Here is a 22,262-nt window from a genome sequence, read left to right as displayed (position 1 = left end):
TATGGATCATGATCCCAATCCACTGAAGTATGCTCCCGAAGCTATGGATCATGATCCCAATCCACTGAAGTATGCTCCCGAAGCTATGGATCATGATCCCAATCCACTGAAGTATGCTCCCGAAGCTGTGGCTCATGAGTCCAATCCACTGAAGTATGCTCCCGAAGCTATGGATCATGATCCCAATCCACTGAAGTATGCTCCCGAAGCTATGGATCATGATCCCAATCCACTGAAGTATGCTCCCGAAGCTATGGCTCATGAGCCCAAAACCATGAATCATGCATCCGAAACCATGAAGCATGAGCCCAAAACTATAAATCATGCACTCGAGACAATGGATAATGTTTCCAAAGTGCCAAACTATGTGCTATTCAGTTACACCTAATTGTTCTCAAGTTCACCAGTATAGAAGGTAATAAAAAAGCGCACCTCGAAGGTGCGCTTTTCTATGCCATGCCGAATGGTCCAAGTTTTCCAGAGTTTCCTGTATTACCGCCACGCATTCCAGCAAAAAATGGAACCATCTTAGCAACCGTTTGGCCAAGATTATGGTTGTTCTTTCTCATGGTATAGTAAGTAGCTGCACCTACACCAACTGATGCAAGGATGGGCAACCATTTGCCTCTTGTTTGCATTCATAACCAACCCTTTCTTTGTGCCATTTTTTGTCCCCATACATTTATATAGTTCCACACCAAGGTGAAAAGATAAGCGGAATCAAATACCAGTATAGAATGCTTCAAATGCTGCATTCATTCCAGCAAGTCTTCCAGTCACAAGAGCAGATGTTATATTATATCCACCAGTATAACCGTGAATATCTAGAATTTCTCCACAGAAAAATAAGCGTTCCATAATTTTAGATTGCATCGTGTTCGGGACAATTTCTTTAATTGAAACTCCACCACCCGTAACAAAGGCTTTCTCAAGAGGTAATGATCCATTCACAAGAAAAGTGAAATTTTTTAAGTCTTGGACAATGGATCGCAATGTGTCTTTTCCGAGATTTGCTGCTTTTAAATCTTCAGGAACATTATTCTTCTCTAAAACAAAGCTTAAAAATCTTTCGGGTACAATTCCTTTAAGTAAATTTTTTACTGCCTTTTTTGGGTTTTGTTCCAGTGAAGAGGTGATCTCCTGTAAAAGCTGATTTTCATTTTTTTCAGGTAATACGTCTAGATGCATCGTTACTTTCTTGTTACCTTTCATAATTTCCTTCACAACGAATTGAGAGCAGCGTAATACTGCAGGTCCAGATACACCAAAGTGTGTAAATATCATATCCATCTTATGCGTAATAATTGGTTTATTCTTTTTACTTAATACAGATAATGCCACATCTCTTAATGACAGTCCTTGTAAAGTCTTTTCTTTAATAAATCCTTCATTAGAAGTTAATGCAACTTCAGTTGGATACAGTTCGGTGATTGTGTGACCAGCTTTTTTTGCCCAGGCGTATCCATCACCTGTCGAACCTGTATGAGGAACAGCTTTACCACCAACAGCAATAACAACGGATTTTGTTTCGATTTTCTCTCCACTTTGAAGGATAATCGTATGTGTATTCTCATCGAAGTGAATGGCCTCTACAGCAGTATTTAATTGTACATTCACGTTCAATTCATCCATTTTATCAATTAAGGCATTTACAACGGTTTTAGCTGAGTTGGAGACTGGGAACATACGGCCATGGTCTTCTTCCTTTAATGCCACTCCCATATTTTCAAAAAAATCGATTATATCATAGTTATTAAAAACTGAAAACGCACTATATAGAAAACGACCATTCCCGGGAATATGTTTAATAACCTCCTCTTGAGGTAATCGATTGGTCACATTACAACGTCCACCACCAGAAATGGCCAGTTTTTTCCCTAATTTATTACCTTTTTCAATTAGCATGGTTTTCCCACCGTGTTCAGCGGCAGCAATGGAAGCCATTAAACCAGAAGGTCCACCACCAATTACTATTACATCATATATCAAGCGTACTCATTCCTTTCTAAAGTATTTTACCATTTCTTTATGCATATACACCATTATTAGGCATAAAATTCGGTGTTCTTTACGAATGGGTATATATGGTTAACTATGTAACCGGTAGTGTGATAAAATAGGCTTAATGTAATATTTTAATTGTAGATGCAGGTGAAAAAATGTCGAAGTCAACGATTGTTAGAGGCGCTTTTCTTTTAACAGCAGCCTCATTTTTATCTAAATTTCTAGGAATGATTTATGTCATACCATTTAATGCTATGGTTGGAGCAGACGGTGTGACATTGTACCAATTTGCTTACCTACCGTACAGTATTTTGGTTACTGTTGCTACAGTCGGAGTTCCATTGGCAGTATCCAAATTTGTATCTAAATATAACTCTTTAGGGGACTATTATACAGGTATGAGAATGTTTAAGACCGGGATGTCCATCATGGCCTTAACAGGTATCGTTACCTTTTTAGCTTTATTCTTCGGTGCTGAGTTTATAGCAAATCAAATTATAAGTGATATTGAAACGACAATAAGAGTAGAAGACATAACCATGGTTATTCGGATGGTCAGTTTTGCATTAATTATTACCCCATCGATGAGTATCTTCCGTGGATTCTTTCAAGGGCATCAATCCATGGGTCCAACAGCTGTATCACAGGTTATTGAACAGATAGTTCGAATTATTTTCCTTTTAATTGCAGTATTTATTATCCTAAATATTCTGGATGGAGAAGTAACTACTGCGGTTGGCTTTGCAACGTTTGCAGCATTTATTGGTGCAATAGCTTCTTATGTTGTTTTATTAGTTTATTGGAAAAAAAGAAAACGACATTTAGACAAGAATATTACGCAACAAGAATTTACACATGATATTCCTAAGAAAGAATTACTATCAGAGTTATTCCGTTACGCAGGACCTTTTGTCATTGTATCTATTGCTATTCCAATGTTTCAATTGGTGGATAACTTTACATTTCTTCGCGCGATGGATGATATCGGTCAAGAAAAGATTGCAACAGCATTATTAGGTTCGATCTATACATTATCACATAAATTAGTTATTATTCCGGTAACACTTGCTACTGGGCTATCCTTAGCTGTAATGCCAGTTCTTACATCTTCCTTTACACAAGGACAAAAGCCGCAATTAATTAATCAAATTAATCAAGCATTACAGATAATCTTAGTGTTAGTTATTCCTGCCTCGTTTGGTTTATCCATGCTTTCAAAAGAGGCCTATGGAACATTATACAATCTAGAAAATATCGAGGAAACAGGGGCTCTATTAGGTTGGTATGCACCTATTGGTATATTGTTTGCTCTACTAAGTGTAACTGCAGCAGTACTTCAAGGTATTAACCAGCAAAATCATGCAGTATTTAATTTACTTGCAGGCTTATTATTTAAAATCTTGTTTAATATCCAATTTATTCATTGGTTTGGAGCAAAGGGTTCTATCTTTGCTACAGCAATTGGTGTAGGGATAGCGGTTGGTTTAAATCTAATACGTATTAAAAAGTCAGTTGAATTTCCTTTTAAGCAACTTATAAAGCGTACTATATTAATTGGTATTTTTGTTCTCTTTATGTGGATTGTGGTGCTTATATTGAAGCTAGTACTTGGTGCTATATTCCCATTTGAAGAATCACGATTAGGTTTAATGCTTATGCTTATCTTGGGAGTAAGCGTTGGTGGGTTTGTTTACCTATATTTTGCATATAAGTCCACATTATTAGAAAGAGTATTAGGGGACCGCGTACGAATACTAGGAAAGATATTTAAGTAGGTGTTGAAGTGAGATTAGATAAATTACTTTCAAATATGGGATTTGGTTCAAGGAAGGACGTTAAAGCCTTAGTAAAAAGTAAGGCTGTAAGGGTAAATGATACGATTGTGAAAGACAGTGGAGCAAAAGTCGATCCAGAAAATGACGTGATTATGGTCGGAGAAAATGTTGTGGAATACAAGCCATATATTTATTTAATGATGCATAAACCACCGGGAGTTATTTCGGCAACGGATGATCGTCATGATAAAACAGTTATAGATTTATTAGAGCCAGAATTTCAGCATTATAAGCCCTTCCCTGTAGGTAGGTTGGATAAGGATACGGAGGGGCTTCTACTAATTACGAATGATGGTCAACTCGCACATCAGCTTCTGTCACCAAAAAAGGACGTAGGCAAAACATATTATGCTAAAATTGCTGGACATGTAACGGAGGAAGATGTTCAGGCATTTGCTTCTGGTGTATCACTAGAGGATGGTTATATAACGAAACCTGCATCTCTTAAAATCCTATCTGCTGGTAGCCAATCTGAAATCGAAGTAACCATAACGGAAGGAAAGTTCCATCAAGTGAAGCGCATGTTTGAAGCCGTGGGGAAAAAAGTTGTGTACTTGAAAAGGCTGTCCATGGGGAAGCTAGAATTAGATCAAACTTTAAAAATCGGAACATATCGTGAATTAAATGAAGAAGAACTTTCTTATTGTAAGTCTATTAAGTGAGGGATTTAGATGGGACAATCATCACATTATTTTATAGCTTTACCCGTGGCCAATGAGTTAAAAGAAAAATTTCTAAATTGGCAAGTGCAATTGCAAGATGAACTTTCTTATAAAATCTGGCCACATAAAGCAGATTTACATATAACACTTAAATTTTTAGGGGCAGTCGATCAAGATAGACTAGAAAAATTACGGGTTTCATTACGTTCAATTGAACACCCTAAATTTACTGTATCGGTCGGTTCAATTGGAACGTTTGGTAAACATGATAAACCTCGTGTTTTGTGGGCGGGTGTAGAGAATAACAATCTACTGGAAGAACTTTATAAAAAAGTAGAACTTGTAGCAACTTCTATGGGCTTTAATAAAGAAAACAGACCATATCGACCTCATATCACATTAGCTAAAAAATGGAGTGGTTCACATGAACATGCTGAAAACTTAAAAGCTATAAAGGAGAACTATGAAGCGGAAAGATTTCATATAAATATAGAAGAGTTTGTATTATATCAAATCTTTCCATCGAAATCTCCAAAGTATGAGAAAGTGGAAACTTTTTATTTAAGGGGGTAATCAATTGGCCCAATTAATTAAGTTGCAAAATTATATTACCCGTTATGAATGGGATATTTACAGATATCCAAGCCAATTTATCCGTATGAAACAAGATAACTGGAATAGGATACTTCATCTCTGGAGTAATCATGAGCCACTGACGGGTAACGTGGAAGAAGAGGAAATTCCAAAAGAATCTAAATGGAAAACACTCTTAAAAAGAAAAGTTCAAGATGATCCAGTTGTAGAAGAAGAAAAGGAAACAGCCATACCGAAATCCGAAGAGGAGTTAAAACATTACTTTTTGGAGCACTTACTTCCATTTCAAATGAAGTGGGCTACATCTACGATTTCTAATGTGTCTTTTGTAGATAAAAAGTATTACTCAGATATGACTTTGCAATATTTTCTGAAACGCTTTCCTGACACGTACCTACTCATGTATTACCCTATTTTTGAACTTCGTAACGCACCTATTGAGGCGGAGATTATTCTAATAAGTCCTGTAGGTATTGAAGTTATTTATTTATTAGAAGACCATTTAGATACTGTTATTACGGCATCTGATGATCGAAGTTGGACACACGAATATGATAACAAGCAGACGAAACGATTAAGTCCTATGTTTGCTTTAAAGAGGTCTGAGAAAATCATCAAGGGTATTCTTGAGAAGCATGATATTAACTTCCCGATTGAAAAAATAGTGCTTTCTCGTACTAATGTAATTAATTATCTTTCAGAACCATACCAAACTAGAGTAGTAGGTAAACAGGAATATGAAAAGTGGTTTCAAGAAAAACGTTCCTTAATCTCTCCATTAAAAGGTAGCCAATTAAAGGCCGCAGAAGCCTTGTTAAAACATTGCCAATCTTCTTATGTGAAGCGCCCTGAGTGGGAAGAAGATGAAAATCAAAATGGATTTTCATTCATAGAAGAGGATGAACGATGATGTATATCTTTATCGTAAATCCTGTAGCTGGTAATGGGCGAGGATTAAATATATTTAAGAAGATCGAGAAAAGTGAACTTTATCAAAGTTTAATAAGTAGAGTCTATTTAACAGAATATCCTGGCCATGCAGAGGAAATAGCGAATCAAATCAAAATTGAAACTATTAATAACCTTAAATCAATTATAATTATTGGTGGAGATGGTACAGTTCATGAAGTAATCAATGGTTTAGGAGACTCTCAGATACCTATCAGTTTTATTGCAGGTGGTTCTGGAAATGACTTTGGTAGAGGGTGTAGCATTAAGGGTTCTCCACTCACTATTTTGAAGAAAATAGTAGAAGGTAATCAAGGAATCCCATACTGGAAAGGTAGTTATAGTGTTGATCTTAACGAGCAAAGGGATTTTATTAATAGTATAGGCTTCGGATTTGATGCAGAGATAGCAAAAAAGGCTAACCAATCCAGTTATAAGAATTTCCTAAATACTCTAAGGCTTGGAACGCTAAGTTATGTTATAGCACTTATACAGGTATTATTTAAATTCAGACCGTTCCAGGTTGAGGTTATAATGGATGGAAAAAAACAAATAATTGAAGATTGCTGGATGGTAACAATTGCTAATCATCAATATTATGGTGGTGGAATGAAAATAATCCCAACAGCTAAAATTCAGCCTAATGTGATACCTATTTTAATCATTCACCATATTTCTAAGTGGAAAATATTAGGACTTTTTATAACTGTTTTTACTGGTAAGCATATCAGGTTTAAAGAAGTTAATCTATACCATGCAGAGACATTATCAATTCAGACAAATCACCCTATTACTTATCAGGTTGATGGTCAAACTAATTCCTGTCAATCCTGTTCTATTACTAAAAATAAGCAGGAAATCCAAATAATGGGATCTGATTTTGGTAATTAAATCTCTTTGACATCTTGAAAATAATGTAATAATTCGATAATCTATTAACATGTTTGTTTTTAAATAGAGATAATTATTGTGATTTGAGGAATGCATGATGGAATGGTTTAAGAAAGTATTAGATGAAGATTGGGATATAACTCCTGCTGGTGGGCTGACAGGTGAGGCCTATTTTGCAAAAAAAGAATCAAAACAGTTATTTATTAAACGAAATTCATCACCTTTTCTAGCTGTATTATCAGCAGAAGGTATTGTGCCGAAGTTAGTCTGGACGAAGCGGATGCATAATGGAGATGTCGTTACGGCGCAAAAGTGGCTAGCTGGAAGAGAATTAAGACCAGTTGAAATGCAGCATCAACGTGTCACGGATCTTCTTCATAAAATTCACCATTCCACAGAGTTATTGCATATGCTTTTGCGGTTAGGAAAGAAGCCCATTACAGCGGATGAATGTATTCACTCTATTGAGGCGCGTTTAAATTCAAATAATATTCGACATGCATCATTAGAAATAAAAGATGGGCTTACCTATTTAAATAAATACTTACCTATTGCTAGGCAACAAAGGCAAACAGTTTGTCATGGGGATATGAACCATCATAATTTACTTCTTACCGATGACAATCAATTATTTTTAATAGACTGGGATAATGCCATGATAGCGGATCCTATTGTAGATTATGGTAAGGTTCTTAATTCTTATATCCCAAAAGAAAATTGGAAAAACTGGTTAACAAATTATGGTGTTCAGCTTGATAACCAGTTCTTAATTCGAATGTATTGGCACCTGATTGCAGATGCCTTAACTTTTTTATCTTTTCATTATGAGCGAAACGAACATGATAAGTATGAAGAACGTCTTGTGTCATTAAGAGAACTGAACTTCCAAATGAGATTATTGTAAATTAGTCTGTTCAATAGCACTTATCCAATTATTTATATTATCTTTATTTGATGTAATATGTTCTTCATGGTTTTGAACACTCTCGCCTTGTCTACCATAATTGTAGATCTCGGGAAGAAGTTGTAACAGTTGTTCATCTGTTATCGTGTTATTGGCCATCATCGATTTTACTAATCGTTTAATTTGTTGGTATTCAGAAATTTGTGCACAGCATTCAGATTGTTGTTCATCTAATAAGTCCATCAATAATTCTAGTTGATTATTTACTGTTAATGACATGTGACTCACCTCACCGGTTAGTATTCGATAATTCAGCTAAAATATGTAATATAAAGAGAGAAAGAGGTGCAATAGTTTGCGTCAACGTAATAAGCCTTGGGCGGATGATTTCTTACAAGAAAATACCCATTTAGTGATTCCAAACCCAAGTGAACATAAAAATAAATGGCAAGAGGTATTCGGTAATAATAACCCTATTCACGTTGAAATTGGAACTGGAAAAGGGCAGTTTATTGTAGGGATGGCAAAACAGTATCCCAATATCAATTTTATTGGAATTGAGCTTGCGAAGAGTATAATCGTAACTGCTGCACAGAAGGTACAAGAATCTGGACAGCAAAATATTCGTCTAATCCAAGAAAACGCTGAGAACTTAAATGAGATCTTTGAAACAAACGAAGTCTCTACCATCTATTTAAACTTTTCCGATCCTTGGCCAAAAAATCGCCATGAAAAGAGAAGATTAACCTCCCGTGCTTTTCTAGAACGATATGAAAATGTATTAGACCCAGATGGGGAATTAATTTTCAAGACAGATAATAGAGGGTTATTTGAGTACTCGTTAGTAAGTTTTTCCGAATATGAAATGTTACTACAAGAAATAAATTTAGATCTGCATAAAATCCAAGATCCAGAAAATGTTATGACAGAATATGAAGAAAAATTTTCTGCTAAGGGTCAACCAATATATCGTTGCAAAGCTGTGTTTAGAGGGGAATAATTCCCCTCTTTTCTTGTTTAATTATGATAGCGTTTGCAGGAATGTTTGCCATCCGATACACTAGTTATGGAGTGAAAGGGGAGATATGGATGGAAACGTTACAAGTTGGGCGTGCAACATTAACATGGTTAAATGGTGGGGTAAACTACCTCGATGGAGGAGCAATGTTTGGGGTTGTTCCAAAGGCATTATGGGGCAAGAAATACCCTTCAAATGATAAAAATCAAATAGAATTAAGAACAGACCCTATCCTATTACAAATTGACAATAAGAAAATGTTAATAGATTCTGGTATCGGAAATGGTAAATTAACAGCTAAACAAATAAGAAATTTTGGTGTTCTGGAGGAATCTTCAATTGAATCTTCTTTAGTAAAATTAAACTTAACACCAGAAGATATTGATATTGTTCTTATGACACATTTACATTTTGATCATGCCTGTGGACTTACTACTAAATCAGAAGATGGGTATGAATCTGTATTTAAAAATGCAGTTATTTATACTTCAGAAGCGGAATGGAACGAAATGAGAAATCCTAATATCCGTTCTGTAAATACATACTGGGAAATGAATTGGAAGCCAGTAATTGACCAGGTCCAACCGTTTAAAGAGAAGGTTGAAATCAGTCCTGGACTGAGAATGATTCATACAAGTGGTCATAGTGACGGTCATTCCATTATCATTTTTGAAGACAATGAGGACTGTTTCATTCACATGGCTGATCTTATGCCGACAAATGCACATCAAAATAAATTATGGGCAATGGCTTATGATGATTATCCAGTAACTTCTGTACATGAGAAGGAAAAGTGGATGGACTATGGATATAACAAAAATGCTTGGTATACTTTTTATCATGATGCATTTTATCGTGCAATAAAATTTAATGAAACAGGCGATAGAGTTGAAGTACTGGAAAGAAATAGATACGAGTATAAATAGATAGGGGAAAGCAACATTAACATGAAAAATAAGATAGCGATTATTACAGGGGCCAGTAGTCCGAGAGATATTGGAACAGCAATTTGTCGAAAGTTGGCATCACAAGGAATTGATATATTCTTTACGCACTGGAATTCTGATGAGGTTTGGATAGATAGTTTTCAACAAGAAGTTATCCGTATGGGTGTCCGATGTGAAGAAATACAAATAGATTTATCTGACAAAAACGCAGCTTCTGAACTCTTGAATATTGTATCAAATAGATTAGGGATACCTTCTATTTTAGTGAATAATGCCGCACATTCAATAAGTGACGGTTATTCAAAGTTAAATGCCGAAATCCTTGACGACCATTATAAAGTTAATATGAGATCAAGTTTTCTACAATGTGTTGAATTTGCACGACGGTTTGAAAAAAGTGGGTTAGAAGAAGGTAGAATTATTAATATGACATCAGGACAGGATATTGGACCAATGCCTGGTGAACTTGCTTATGTAGCTACTAAGGGTGCAATATCAGCTTTTTCTAGATCATTGTCACAAGAGCTGGCACCACTTGGGATTACCGTAAATGCGATAAACCCTGGCCCAACAGATTCAACATGGATGACAGACGAAATAAGAAAACATCTGTTACCAAAGTTTCCTATGGGACGTATCGGAACACCGGATGATGTTGCAAATATTGTAGGGTTTCTGGCAAGTAATGACGCAAAGTGGGTCACTGGTCAGGTAATCCATTCTGAAGGTGGATTCATTCGTGGATAAACACCATTAAGAGCCAATAAATGAGCAGGGCCATAACTAGTTAGAAAATTAGTTATGGCCCTGCTTTAATCCAATTACCTATAAACCGAGATACTATACAGATTCCACCACATCAATTACTGCTCCAGTTTCTGTATCGGCGTAAAATTCAAATTGCCTATTTTGTCCATCAATACTTCGAGTTACTCCACCACGGTAAGCATTGTACTGTAACCCATTTTTTTCGATTGTTTCTGGTTTCATATAGATCCATGAACCACTTATCGGTCCTTGTTTCTTAAACGTTTCTTTGGCGTTCTTTAATGCTTTTTCAGGTGTTATTTTCTGGTATTGTTCCATTGTTTGCTTTGCTACATACCCAGCTGCAAATCCAACTCCTGCAGCAACTACTGCTTTTTTCCAACTCATAACATCACCTCATGCATCATTTCTTTACATTCACAAGTATGTAAGTTTATTTTTTAGTATACCGTAATTACAATAAAATAGAAAATATAATTGTGATATGCATGAATTGTGGAAACAATTGTGACGTTTCGTTATACTAAAGAAGTAGTTTACATAGTAATGGAGGGTTATGTATGAATCAGGAAACATTAGAATTATTTAAAACCTTAACAGAATTACAAGGTGCCCCTGGCAATGAACATGCTGTTCGTGCTTTTATGAAAGGTGAGCTTGAAAAATACGCAGATGAAATTATTCAAGATAATCTTGGTGGTGTTTTCGGTGTTAAAAAAGGATCAGGCCCTCGTGTAATGGTTGCAGGACATATGGATGAAGTTGGATTTATGGTTACACAGATAACCAAAAAAGGCTTAATCCGTTTTCAACCACTTGGAGGTTGGTGGAATCAAGTGTTACTTGCACAGCGCGTGCAAATCATGACTGACAATGGTCCAATCGTAGGTGTAATTAGTTCAATTCCTCCACATAACTTAACAGAAGAACAACGGAAAAAGCCAATGGACATCAAGAATATGTTGATTGATATTGGTGCAGATGATAAAGAAGATGCTGAACGAATTGGGATTAAACCAGGTCAAACTATTGTTCCAGTTTCAGAATTTACACCAATGGCTAATAACAAAAAAATATTAGCTAAGGCTTGGGACAATCGCTACGGCTGTGGACTATCAATTGAATTGCTTAAAGAATTACAAAATGAAACATTACCAAACCAATTGTTCTCAGGCGCAACAGTTCAAGAAGAAGTGGGACTTAGAGGTGCAAAGGTTGCAGCAAATATGATCAATCCCGATATTTTCTTTGCACTAGATGCATCACCTGCTAATGATATGACAGGTGGCGAGAATGAATTTGGCCATCTTGGTAAAGGAGCTTTATTACGTATCTTTGACCGCTCTATGATTACCCATCATGGGATGAGAGATTTTGTCTTAGATACAGCTGAATCGAATAATATACCATACCAATACTTTATTTCTCAAGGTGGAACAGATGCAGGTAGTGTTCATCTATCTGGTAATGGTGTACCATCAGCAGTTATTGGTATTTGCTCAAGATATATTCATACTTCGTCTTCAATTATTCATGTGGATGACTATGCAGCTGCAAAGGAACTTTTAGTTAAACTAGTGAAATCAACGGACCAGAATGCAGTTGATGTAATTCGTAAACGATAATAAGATAGCTGCTCCTAGTGAGTAGCTATTTTTTTGGTAATATACGGTTCCTAAAGGAGAATATTAATGAAGATCATTGTAGGATCTACAAATCCAACAAAAGTAAACGCAGTAAAGGATGCCTTTCCACAGGATGAGATAATGGGTCTTGAAGTGGATTCCCTAGTGTCTCCCCAGCCTTTTTCAGACAAGGAAACAATGCAAGGAGCAATTAATCGGGCTAAGCAGTGTGCAGAATATGAGCCTGGTGTTGTTGGTATAGGTTTAGAGGGAGGCGTTATGTATGTTGAAGATCAGTTATTTTTATGTAATTGGGGTGCGCTAGTTACAAAGAGTGGGAAAACATACATCGCTAGTGGTGCCAGAATATTATTACCTAAGGAAATTGAAGTGGAACTAACCAATGGAGTAGAATTAGGGATCATTATGGATCGCTATGCCAAAAAGTCTGGCGTTTCAAAAAAAGAAGGGGCTATTGGTATTTTCACAAAGGATTTACTAACACGTCAAGAAATGTTCTCACAAGTAGTGACTCTATTAAAAGGCCAATGGAGTTATTGGGATAATTAAAAGGAAGGAGTACATCTCCTTCCTAGTTATTCATAGATATAGGCAAGAACTTCCACTGCTTGGTCAACTGTTTCAACGGTAACATTTGCTTTGTTAGAAAGCTCTTTTAATGGATGGATAAGGTTTTCAGGTCGAATAATGATGGTTGGTTTATTAAGTGCAATTGCAGTTGAAGCATCCATTGCTGTATTCCATTGTTTGTACTTGTCTCCAAATAAAGCAATGACGATATCAGCTTTTTGCATAAGTACTTGAGTTCTAAAATTATTAATATCCGAAGCGGCATTATCCTTATAATATTTTCCTGGTTGTTCCCCTAATACAGCTTCACCAATATCATCAGATCGATCATGATTAGTTTGAGGTCCTACAAACTTTAATGGCAATTTTTTCTCTCTTGCCTTATTTACAACTTCTTCTCGCCAATTATCGTGAATTTGACCAGCTAAATAAACAACAAGTTCCATAATGTTTTACCTCCCCAAAAATATGTATACCCTAATAGTATCTAATAAGGGTAAATAATTAAAGTTATTCGACCATGTGCTTTTAAATATTTTTAATTAGTAGTATGATAATAAAAGAATGATATAGGGCTATAGTAGGAGGAAAAATAAGTCATGCCAAAATTAGCTTATCTAGCAAGTGCCTTATTACTACTATTTATAATTGTAATAAGTGTATTTAGCTATCAATCAGAGGAATCAATTATTGAACAAGCAGGGAATACTGCTGAAGAGACTTTCTATCATGATGATATACCAAAGGATAATTATAAGGGCGAACATTTTTCATTTTTCCTCCCAGACTCAATGGAAGTGGAAGAAGTTGATGATTTCAACGCAATACTAGAAAGTGGAAATAAGACAATCATTATCTTTTACAATACATTAGAAGGTAATCTGAGTAAACTAAATTATGAGGCAGCTAGTACAGACAAAGCTGTTCTATTCGACTCTTTTGAGGATGATGACAAATTTGGTTACATTCGTATACTTCCAACTGATACTGAAGGCGAATATGAAATTCAAATTGGTGTCGGTGGTGTAAAAGTAACAACAATCACGGATAAGAGTGAAGTAATCAATGATGCTGAAAATCTAATGAATATTGCTTTATCCATCGTTCACTAGTGAAATAGCTAGCACAATGTCAATGTTGCTAGCTTTTTTTATATCAAAGTGAATTAGTTGAACGTTACCTAAATCATAGTTATCATAGAAGAGGTATGTTTATCTTTATTTGATATAGCCGATAGATAGGAGGCTTTCTATATGAAAATGACCAGTCTTAAAATGAAAAAGATGTTAGAGGATAGACTGTCAAATTCAAACTTTAATACAAGATATAATCGAGATGATGATACATTTCGGGTAGAGTTGAAAAACACAAAACAAGGTGTAAGTATAAAACTACCAAATATTATTGGGAAATATAATCAACAAGGTGAAAAAGCTATTGATGAACTTGTTGAACATGTAACAGAATCCTTACGAATTATGAATGAAACACACAAGCTTGAGGGAATGGAGAAATATATCTTTCCGGTTATCAGGTCCACCTCATTTCCTACGAAAGCAAATTCAGGTGTCAATCTAGCATACAAGGAACATACTGCGGAAACAAGGGTTTTTTATGCACTTGATTTAGGTAAATCATATCGTTTAGTGGATGAAACCATGCTTGAAAAAGAGGGTTGGTCTCTAAAACAAATAGATGAGATTGCAACATTTAATTTAAGGTCATTAGAGAATAGTTATAGAATTGATTCCGTTCGTGATAATGATTTTTATTTCTTTGCGAAACAAGATGGTTATGACGCTAGTAGGATTCTTAATGATACATTACTAGAAGAAATAAAAGGAAAAAGTAACGGTGAACTAGCTGTTGCCGTACCACATCAAGATGTGTTGATTATGGCTGATATCCGTAATAAAACAGGCTATGATATTTTAGCGCAAATGACTATGAAGTTTTTTACGGAAGGTAGAATACCGATAACGGCATTACCCTTTCTCTATGAAGATAAGAAATTAACACCAATCTTTATATTAGCTAAAAATAGACCTGAAAAATAAAATCGAAAGAGTGATATTCATGGACGTATTTTATAATCCAACTGGAATTGGTGATGTATTAATAATCCCTTTAAAAGATGCTGATGATCGATATAATGTAACCTATGAAACGGTGGGCCCTGTAACTAAAGTATTGGAAAATGACCAACCATTAGGGTATAACATACATCAAGCCTCTCAATACTTAGAACTTGAACAGACAGGAAAAATTCAATTAACAACAGAATTATTGGATTCAATTAAACATGTATTCGAAACAAACCATATCCAAGACTCACTAGACTTTGACCTTAGTCCTAAATTTGTAGTTGGTTATGTAGTAGAAAAAGACCAACACGAAAATGCAGACAAGTTAAGTGTGTGTAAAGTAGACGTTGGTAATGAGGTATTACAAATCGTTTGTGGTGCACCAAATGTTGATAAAGGGCAAAAGGTAGTCGTTGCAAAAGTTGGTGCAACCATGCCAAGTGGGCTCCGAATAAAACCAACCGAATTAAGGGGAGTTCCATCAAACGGTATGATTTGTTCCCAAAAGGAACTTGGAATGCCAAATGCTCCAAAAGAAAAAGGAATCTATGTACTAGACAATTCCTATTCAGTTGGCCAAGCTTTTCCTGTATAATAGAAAGCAACCTAGTTTAATACTAGGTTGCTTTTTAGTTAATAATCTATTTAGTTAGCTTTAACAATGTAAAAGAATATTGTAATTAACTATAGTAGTATTAAAGTGAGTAATGTTTGTTACTTTTTTCACAGTATAATAGAAACTATGCGGTAACTAGGGATTTTGTATTGAGCATCGTACCCGCTTCGGAAATACACTCCGCTTTTACTGCCAGCACAGGGGCGACATCTGTTCGAAAAGACCTCACAGTGTCTTCCTTGCCGCGGGCGGCTGGTGAGCCTCCTCGCGCTTACGCACTGCGGGGTCTCACCGATGCCTATCCTCCCGCAGGAGTCTCCGTGTATTTCCTACGCTGGTAATGAGTGAATAAATTCTTAGCAATTATATCTAACAATCATAATGTAACCCTAATAATAATTACAAAGCTCAACTAGCGCAGGCAGAATACGTAGACTCCTACGGGAATAGCACGTGTCCGAAGACCCCGCAGAGGCGAACTTTCCTCGAGGAGGCTGAGGCCGTGCCCGTGGAAAGCGGAGTATTCTGCCGGAGCGGTAGCATTAGTTACTATCAGATATGTAATAAAAAAATAAAATAAAAAAATTTAGCTAGAATAGTAAAGAAAGAGTGAAAAACATGTGGGATAACTGGAAAAAAAAGATAGAAAACTTTATATGGAAGGAAGTAGAAGTAGAGGTAGAAGAAGACATCCGAGAAATGCATCCATTACAGGAAGTACATCCTGACATTAAAACAAGAATGTTATATCAATATCCCAAAAACGAATCATACCATATTCCACAGTTTCCAGAACAAAACCGTAAGATCAGCAGCCCTAAGGTTGATATTGAGACCCCTGCTTATCTTCGTAAGGGAAATAGATCAAAGAGTAATGGTCCTATTAACCAAAATACTTATAAAAGCTCACGTTCTAGACCATTACAACAAAATAAACCAGAAAACCAAGTCGTTACCAAAGAAAATGATATAATTCCTACTACTAAAAAGCCATTTGAAAGAACTGATGTACCATCTCCAGTTTATGGCTTCAAGAGTAGAAAACAACAAAAAGAAGTAGATTCTGTTCCTACATATATTCGAAAACAGAAAGTATCTAATCAAGAGAATGAAGAGGCTGTTGATAAACAACATCAATCAGCTAATATCCCAATTTTGCATACAGAAACTAGTAAACTAGTAAACGAACAAACTTCTCAAGATAATAAGCCTTCTAGAAAAATAGAAGAATCAAGAAGTATCGAGAAGAAAAAACGTCCTAGTTTCGAAACTCATCAAACATTACAAGTTGAGAAAAATCAAACAGTTAAAAGAACAAATTCTGATGAAAATAAGCCGGTTAGTATCCCTTATAATGTTATGATGACACCCGAGGATAAACGAAGGATTTCACATAGAAACCTTGAACAACAATTGGGAAAACAAAGACAGTCAAATGATCGTCAAGCAGAATGGAAACAAAGCAATCAAGTGGAAATGAAGAAAAACGTTGAAGAAGAGAAGCCTAACGAAGTAATTCGTCAAGGAACTGTAGAATCGAATCATACCACGATTCCATTACATTTACTAAATGACCCAATTATTAAGAGTAATTTAAATGATCAATGGATATTAGAACAACAAGAATTGCTTGAACAGACCTTAAAACATTTTCATGTCCGTGCACGTGTCGTAAATGCTACTCAAGGACCAGCAGTAACGAGGTTCGAAGTTCATCCAGAACTAGGGGTTAAAGTAAGTAAAGTAAAGAATCTAAGCGACGATTTAAAATTGAACATGTCTGCTAAGGATATTCGAATTGAAGCACCTATTCCTGGAAAAAACACAATTGGAATAGAAGTTCCCAATCCATCGTCACAAATGGTTGGACTTCAAGAAATATTAGGTTCAGACTCATTTACAGACAGTAAGTCACCGTTATCCATAGCGTTAGGTCTTAATATTGAAGGGGCGCCAGTTGTAACTAATATACAAAAGATGCCACATGGATTAATTGCTGGAGCTACTGGATCAGGGAAGAGTGTTTGTATCAACACAATTCTATTAAGCCTAATTTATAAATCTCATCATGAAGATGTGAAATTTATGCTAATTGATCCTAAAATGGTAGAACTTGCACCTTATAATGGTATTCCTCATTTAGTATCACCTGTCATAACAGATGTTAAAGCTGCAACAGCTGCTTTGAAATGGGCAGTGAATGAAATGGAAGAACGCTATGAGAGATTCGTACAGGAAGGTGTTCGAGATATTGAACGCTACAACCAAAGAGTATTAAATCAAAATCGAGCAAATGAAAAAATGCCATTTATCGTTATTGTTATTGATGAGTTAGCAGATTTAATGATGGTTTCACCACAAGATGTGGAAGATGCTATTAGTCGTATTGCTCAGAAGGCTAGGGCATGTGGGATTCACCTATTACTTGCAACCCAACGTCCATCTGTTGATGTTTTAACAGGTCTAATAAAAGCCAATATTCCTACAAGAATATCATTTAGTGTATCTTCTCAAGTCGATTCTAGAACTATTATTGATACTGGTGGTGCGGAAAAATTATTAGGAAAAGGTGATATGCTATTCGTTGAAAACGGCGCAGGAAAGACAGTCCGCTTGCAAGGTCCATTTGTTTCTGATGAAGAAATTGAACGAATAACTAGTTATGTCCGTACAATCGCAGAACCAGAGTACTTATTTGAACAAGAGTCGTTATTGAAACAATTCGTTGCAGATGAGGAAGAAGATGAGTTGCTTACAGAGGCTATTGAATTTATCTTTGAACAAGATAGTGCGAGTACATCGTTACTACAACGTCATTTTAAAATAGGTTATAATCGTGCTGCAAGATTGATGGATGCATTAGAAGTAAAAGGGATTATTTCAGGTCAAAATGGAAGTAAGCCACGAGATGTATTAATTACCAAAGTAGAATTGGACGAGATATTATCATAATACAGTAACTTGAATACTTGTTAAATTAGTAGGCTGGATATATGATAATAAGGGAATAGAAATGAAGGAGACTATTATGAAAGAAATAGAACAAAAGCTTAATGGGGAATTAGATCGCCTAACGAATCATACGTTTAAATTTGATGAGCGTATTAAGGAAGGCTGGTTCTCAGCTGTATATTTTTTAAAGACTAAAGAAATTGTGGAGAAAAAAGTTCCGAATAATCATGTCACAATGCAATTCTTTCAGAAGCAAGATGCTGTACTTTGTGGAACTGATGAAGCGATAGCGCTTATCCATACATTTGCCGATGATCCAGGTTCTTTAGAGATTCATTCACTTAAAGACGGAGATAAGATTAGTCCTTTTGAAACAGTATTAACTATATCGGGGAAATACCAGCAGTTTGGCTATTTAGAGGGTATAATTGATGGGATCTTGGCTAGAAGAACATCTGTCGCAACGAATGTATATAATGTTGTAAAAGCAGCAAGATCGTCTGGAAAGCAAAAGCCAGTGATCTTCATGGGAGACCGGGATGATCATTATACAACACAAGCTGGTGATGGTTACGCAGCCTTTATAGGTGGATCCACTGCTCAAGCTACCCATGCTATGAATGAATGGTGGGGTAAAGAAGGTATGGGAACTATGCCACATGCAATGATTCAAATGTTTAAAGGCGATGTCGTAGCGGCTACGAAGGCTTATCATGAAGTCTATCCGGAAGATGATTTAGTTGCACTTGTGGACTATAACAATGATGTCATCACAGACGCTCTTAAAGTTGCCCGAGCTTTTGGCGATAAACTGAAAGGTGTCCGATTAGATACTTCTAATACACTTGTTGATAAGTATTTTCTTAGAAATTATCATGTAATGGGTTCTTTTGATCCTAGGGGAGTAAATCCAGAGTTAGTATTTGCATTAAGGAAAGCACTTGACGATAATGGATTTAATCATGTAGAAATTGTTGCTACTGGTGGATTCACGGAAGAAAAAATTCGTCACTTTGAATCGTTAGGAGTTCCAGTTAATACGTATGGGATTGGTAGAAGCCTATTAAAGCTTAATATTGGATTTACGGGTGATAATGTTATGTTAAACGGTTCTCCCGAAGCAAAAGATGGACGTCGTTATCGTCCAAATCCAAGATTAGAAAAAGTAGAATATAAAGAGTTACATCACATCTATTAATCACAGTACACAACCAAATTACTATTTTAATACGAAATAAGATTTGTTATAATTACTTAATGTTATTAATCGCTTTATAATGATGTTAGAATTATTGTACACCAAGGTCTTTTTCTTACACATATAGTTGGAGGTTCTTTTTTATGACAACTTACCATTTTATTGGTATTAAGGGTACTGGAATGAGTGCACTAGCACAAATACTCCATGATTCTGGAGAAAAAGTGCAAGGCTCTGATGTAGAAAAATCATTTTTTACCCAGGAAGCTCTTGAATCGAAAAACATACCGATTTTTCCTTTCTCAAAAGAAAATATAACTGATGATTTAACTATTATTGCTGGGAATGCTTTTCCTGATGAGCATGTAGAGATTGCAGAAGCCAAAAGTAAAGGGCTACCCTTTTACCGTTATCATGAATTTCTAGGTGAATGGTTAAAACAGTACACTAGTATCGCTGTAACCGGAGCACATGGTAAAACATCTACTACAGGCTTACTTGCTCATGTTCTAAACTCTGTTTATCCTATTTCATACTTAATAGGGGATGGAACTGGAAAAGGACATGTAGACAGTAATTATTTTGTGTTTGAAGCGTGTGAGTACCGCAGACATTTCCTGAGTTATGAACCAGATTATGCAATTATGACCAATATTGATTTTGATCACCCCGATTACTTCTCAAGTATCAATGATGTTTTTGATGCTTTTCAATCGATGGCGGAAAGAGTCAAAAAAGGAATTATTGCATGTGGGGATGATGAAAAGCTTCAGCAAATTCAAGCAAAAGTTCCGGTTGTTTATTACGGATTCTTACCGACAAATGATTTCCAAGCACAAAACGTGAAAGAAACAGAACATGGAACAGAATTTGATGTGTTTGTACGTAATACTTATTATGATACATTTACCATCCCAATGTATGGAAACCATCATGTGTTAAATGCGTTATCTGTTATTGCCATTTGCCAATATGAGGGGATGGAAGCAGAAGCGATAAAGAACCTTGATACATTTAAAGGGGTTAAACGAAGGTTTACTGAGAAAAAGGTAAATGATCAAATTATTATCGACGATTATGCGCATCATCCAAGAGAAATTACAGCAACGATTGAATCAGCTAGAAAGAAATATCCAAATAAAGAAGTTATTGCTATTTTCCAACCGCATACATTTACTCGAACAAAGACGTTTTTACAAGAATTTGCGGATAGTTTGAGTCCAGCTGATTCCGTTTACTTATGTGAGATTTTCGGATCTGCTAGAGAAGATAATGGTCAACTAACCATTCAAGATCTACAAAAACTGATTCCTAATAGTTCGGTACTAGAATTAGAAGGAATCGAAGAACTAAAGAAATATGAAGATGGGGTTTTAATCTTTATGGGTGCTGGAGATATCCAGAAGTTTCAAAAGGCCTATGAAGATATTCTTCAAATAAAATAATAATTTATAAAAGCCTGTTACTAACAAAGTGACAGGCTTTTTACTAATCAAGGTAAGTAATTTTAATTACTATGAGCAGGGGCAATTAGTTTCTAATACCAACATTTGTAATGAATGAAATGTATTATATGGAAAAATACTACATAACATTCGATATTTATGATAGAAAAGCCTATAATGGAGATATACTAATAAAGAATGTGTTTATGAAAATTTATGTTTATTTGTCGAAATAAAAGGGAATATGATATGTACAAGCACTTGCATTTTGGCAAATTCACTTAGAAAGAAAGGAATGATTACGGCTATGGAAATCTTACTTTATCTTGCTGCAATAATTGCTGCCGTTGCTTTTGCAGTGCTAGTAATTTACTTAGCAAAAACATTAAAAGCTTCAACTCGAACACTGAACAACGTTGCGAATACATTGGAGAGTCTAGAAAAGCAAATGCAAGGAATTACAAGTGAAACAACGGAGTTACTTCACAAGACTAATGCTCTTGCAGAAGATGTAAATAAAAAAACAGCTAAATTAGATGGGTTATTTGATGGAGTTAAAGGAATTGGTGAAACAGTACAGGACTTTAATCACTCATTAAAACAATTTTCATCCAATGTCTCTAGAGCAGCTTCTGAAAATCAGGAGAAGGCTTCACAAGCAGTTACATGGGGAGCTGCGCTATTTGATTTAATAAAAAAGAGAAAATAAAGGAGGAACCATCATGGCAGAAAATAATAGCGGTAAAGATTTTATTGTAGGAACAGTTATTGGTGCTGCATTAGGTGCAAGCTTAGCATTATTATTTGCTCCAAAGTCCGGTAAAGAGTTAAGAGGGGATATTAACCAAGGAGCTGTTCAAGTACGTGACCGTGCGACAGAGTGGAAAGATATCGCACAAACTAAAGGCCTTGAATGGAAGGACATTGCACAGGCAAAAGGTCAAGAGTGGAAAGAGCTTGCAACAGAAAAAGGGTCTGAGCTAAAACATAAGACACAAGAAGTTACATCTAATGTGCAATCTAAAATTCAAGAAATGAGAAATAAAGATGAGTTTGTAAATGATGTAACTACAGAAGAAGTGACATTAGAAGAAACAAACGTAGAAGAAAATAAATAATAAAAAGGATGTCGTACGGTGGACCATCACCTATGACATCCTTTTTATGATAGTATAAAATC

General features: G+C 35.7%; 25 protein-coding genes. 20 read left to right on the top strand and 5 right to left on the bottom strand.

The genetic code is table 11. The annotated features are described in order from the left end of the window. The coding region (locus BN999_RS20470) for a hypothetical protein (RefSeq protein ID WP_096269744.1) at window positions 1–388 on the top strand (388 nt) is incomplete at its 5' end. Between the two features lie 61 nt (window positions 389–449). Here the strand turns inward: BN999_RS20470 and BN999_RS02135 are convergent. Together BN999_RS02135 and BN999_RS02130 are read right to left on the bottom strand one after the other, a co-directional pair. Continuing rightward, complete coding sequence (locus tag BN999_RS02135) at window positions 450–638, bottom strand: hypothetical protein (protein ID WP_096269743.1); 189 nt, start codon at window positions 636–638, stop codon at window positions 450–452. Between the two features lie 82 nt (window positions 639–720). Further along, window positions 721–1,989, bottom strand: a complete 1,269-nt coding sequence (locus BN999_RS02130) for an NAD(P)/FAD-dependent oxidoreductase (RefSeq protein WP_096269742.1) — start codon at window positions 1,987–1,989, stop codon at window positions 721–723. 170 nt (window positions 1,990–2,159) lie between these two features. Between BN999_RS02130 and BN999_RS02125 the strand changes: the two genes are divergently transcribed. The 6 genes from BN999_RS02125 to BN999_RS02100 all read left to right on the top strand — a co-directional run bounded on the left by BN999_RS02125 (window position 2,160) and on the right by BN999_RS02100 (window position 7,838). Further along, on the top strand, window positions 2,160–3,779 hold the full coding sequence (locus BN999_RS02125; RefSeq protein WP_096269741.1) for a putative polysaccharide biosynthesis protein: 1,620 nt from the start codon (window positions 2,160–2,162) through the stop codon (window positions 3,777–3,779). A gap of 8 nt (window positions 3,780–3,787) precedes the next feature. Continuing rightward, window positions 3,788–4,501 carry a pseudouridine synthase gene (locus tag BN999_RS02120; protein WP_096269740.1) on the top strand — a complete coding sequence of 238 codons (714 nt, stop codon included), beginning with the start codon at window positions 3,788–3,790 and terminating at the stop codon, window positions 4,499–4,501. A 9-nt stretch (window positions 4,502–4,510) separates the two neighbouring features. Continuing rightward, window positions 4,511–5,074 (top strand): RNA 2',3'-cyclic phosphodiesterase, encoded by a 564-nt coding sequence (gene thpR, locus BN999_RS02115; protein ID WP_096269739.1) that lies wholly within the window; start codon window positions 4,511–4,513, stop codon window positions 5,072–5,074. Window positions 5,075–5,078: 4 nt separating this feature from the next. Further along, window positions 5,079–6,005 (top strand): NERD domain-containing protein, encoded by a 927-nt coding sequence (locus tag BN999_RS02110; protein WP_096269738.1) that lies wholly within the window; start codon window positions 5,079–5,081, stop codon window positions 6,003–6,005. Continuing rightward, window positions 6,002–6,934 carry a diacylglycerol/lipid kinase family protein gene (locus BN999_RS02105; RefSeq protein ID WP_096269737.1) on the top strand — a complete coding sequence of 311 codons (933 nt, stop codon included), beginning with the start codon at window positions 6,002–6,004 and terminating at the stop codon, window positions 6,932–6,934. Before BN999_RS02110 ends, BN999_RS02105 begins: the two co-directional genes overlap by 4 nt. Window positions 6,935–7,031: 97 nt before the next feature. After that, complete coding sequence (locus BN999_RS02100; protein WP_096269736.1) at window positions 7,032–7,838, top strand: phosphotransferase family protein; 807 nt, start codon at window positions 7,032–7,034, stop codon at window positions 7,836–7,838. On the opposite strand, the gene BN999_RS02095 is transcribed toward BN999_RS02100, so the two are convergent. Beyond that, complete coding sequence (locus BN999_RS02095) at window positions 7,830–8,117, bottom strand: YtzH-like family protein (RefSeq protein WP_096269735.1); 288 nt, start codon at window positions 8,115–8,117, stop codon at window positions 7,830–7,832. The two genes, BN999_RS02100 and BN999_RS02095, sit on opposite strands and share 9 nt — an antisense overlap. Before the next feature lie 76 nt (window positions 8,118–8,193). On the opposite strand from BN999_RS02095, the gene trmB reads away from it, so the two are divergent. The 3 genes from trmB (at window position 8,194) to BN999_RS02080 (ending at window position 10,550) form a co-directional block, all read left to right on the top strand. Next, entirely contained in the window at window positions 8,194–8,838 is a 645-nt protein-coding gene (trmB, locus tag BN999_RS02090; RefSeq protein WP_096269734.1) for a tRNA (guanosine(46)-N7)-methyltransferase TrmB, read from the top strand. Between the two features lie 89 nt (window positions 8,839–8,927). Then, window positions 8,928–9,782 carry a YtnP family quorum-quenching lactonase gene (locus tag BN999_RS02085; protein ID WP_096269733.1) on the top strand — a complete coding sequence of 285 codons (855 nt, stop codon included), beginning with the start codon at window positions 8,928–8,930 and terminating at the stop codon, window positions 9,780–9,782. Window positions 9,783–9,803: 21 nt separating this feature from the next. Beyond that, entirely contained in the window at window positions 9,804–10,550 is a 747-nt protein-coding gene (locus tag BN999_RS02080) for an SDR family oxidoreductase (protein ID WP_096269732.1), read from the top strand. A 93-nt stretch (window positions 10,551–10,643) separates the two neighbouring features. Here the strand turns inward: BN999_RS02080 and BN999_RS02075 are convergent, their stop codons facing one another. Beyond that, the gene (locus BN999_RS02075; protein ID WP_096269731.1) at window positions 10,644–10,958 is read right to left on the bottom strand and encodes a PepSY domain-containing protein; all 315 of its coding nucleotides are present in this window, start codon (window positions 10,956–10,958) and stop codon (window positions 10,644–10,646) included. A 173-nt stretch (window positions 10,959–11,131) separates the two neighbouring features. On the opposite strand from BN999_RS02075, the gene BN999_RS02070 reads away from it, so the two are divergent. Then, window positions 11,132–12,196 (top strand): M42 family metallopeptidase, encoded by a 1,065-nt coding sequence (locus BN999_RS02070; RefSeq protein WP_096269730.1) that lies wholly within the window; start codon window positions 11,132–11,134, stop codon window positions 12,194–12,196. A gap of 66 nt (window positions 12,197–12,262) precedes the next feature. Continuing rightward, entirely contained in the window at window positions 12,263–12,766 is a 504-nt protein-coding gene (locus BN999_RS02065) for a DUF84 family protein (RefSeq protein WP_096269729.1), read from the top strand. Between the two features lie 26 nt (window positions 12,767–12,792). Here BN999_RS02065 and BN999_RS02060 read toward each other — a convergent pair whose 3' ends face one another. Further along, window positions 12,793–13,233, bottom strand: coding sequence for a YtoQ family protein (locus tag BN999_RS02060; protein ID WP_096269728.1), 441 nt, complete (start codon window positions 13,231–13,233; stop codon window positions 12,793–12,795). A gap of 153 nt (window positions 13,234–13,386) precedes the next feature. Here BN999_RS02060 and BN999_RS02055 point away from each other — a divergent pair, with 153 nt between their 5' ends. From BN999_RS02055 to BN999_RS02020, 8 genes are all read left to right on the top strand, one after another. Beyond that, window positions 13,387–13,899, top strand: coding sequence for a hypothetical protein (locus tag BN999_RS02055; RefSeq protein ID WP_096269727.1), 513 nt, complete (start codon window positions 13,387–13,389; stop codon window positions 13,897–13,899). Between the two features lie 141 nt (window positions 13,900–14,040). Beyond that, the gene (locus tag BN999_RS02050; protein ID WP_096269726.1) at window positions 14,041–14,844 is read left to right on the top strand and encodes a DUF1444 domain-containing protein; all 804 of its coding nucleotides are present in this window, start codon (window positions 14,041–14,043) and stop codon (window positions 14,842–14,844) included. A gap of 19 nt (window positions 14,845–14,863) precedes the next feature. Next, window positions 14,864–15,466 carry a YtpR family tRNA-binding protein gene (gene ytpR, locus BN999_RS02045; RefSeq protein ID WP_096269725.1) on the top strand — a complete coding sequence of 201 codons (603 nt, stop codon included), beginning with the start codon at window positions 14,864–14,866 and terminating at the stop codon, window positions 15,464–15,466. A gap of 639 nt (window positions 15,467–16,105) precedes the next feature. Continuing rightward, the gene (locus tag BN999_RS02040; protein WP_096269724.1) at window positions 16,106–18,439 is read left to right on the top strand and encodes a DNA translocase FtsK; all 2,334 of its coding nucleotides are present in this window, start codon (window positions 16,106–16,108) and stop codon (window positions 18,437–18,439) included. Window positions 18,440–18,515: 76 nt separating this feature from the next. Beyond that, complete coding sequence (locus tag BN999_RS02035; RefSeq protein WP_096269723.1) at window positions 18,516–19,637, top strand: nicotinate phosphoribosyltransferase; 1,122 nt, start codon at window positions 18,516–18,518, stop codon at window positions 19,635–19,637. Window positions 19,638–19,780: 143 nt separating this feature from the next. Next, complete coding sequence (gene murC, locus BN999_RS02030; protein WP_096269722.1) at window positions 19,781–21,082, top strand: UDP-N-acetylmuramate--L-alanine ligase; 1,302 nt, start codon at window positions 19,781–19,783, stop codon at window positions 21,080–21,082. A gap of 307 nt (window positions 21,083–21,389) precedes the next feature. Next, window positions 21,390–21,791, top strand: coding sequence for a DUF948 domain-containing protein (locus tag BN999_RS02025; RefSeq protein WP_096269757.1), 402 nt, complete (start codon window positions 21,390–21,392; stop codon window positions 21,789–21,791). A gap of 13 nt (window positions 21,792–21,804) precedes the next feature. Beyond that, window positions 21,805–22,200 (top strand): YtxH domain-containing protein, encoded by a 396-nt coding sequence (locus BN999_RS02020; RefSeq protein WP_096269721.1) that lies wholly within the window; start codon window positions 21,805–21,807, stop codon window positions 22,198–22,200. The last annotated feature ends 62 nt before the right edge of the window (window positions 22,201–22,262 follow it).

The organism is Paucisalibacillus globulus (assembly GCF_900184735.1).
GTDB classification, from domain to species: Bacteria; Bacillota; Bacilli; order Bacillales; family Amphibacillaceae; genus Ornithinibacillus; species Ornithinibacillus globulus_B.
The sequence above is the reverse complement of the archived record's forward strand: the minus strand, read 5'-3'. Positions and strand labels throughout refer to the sequence as shown.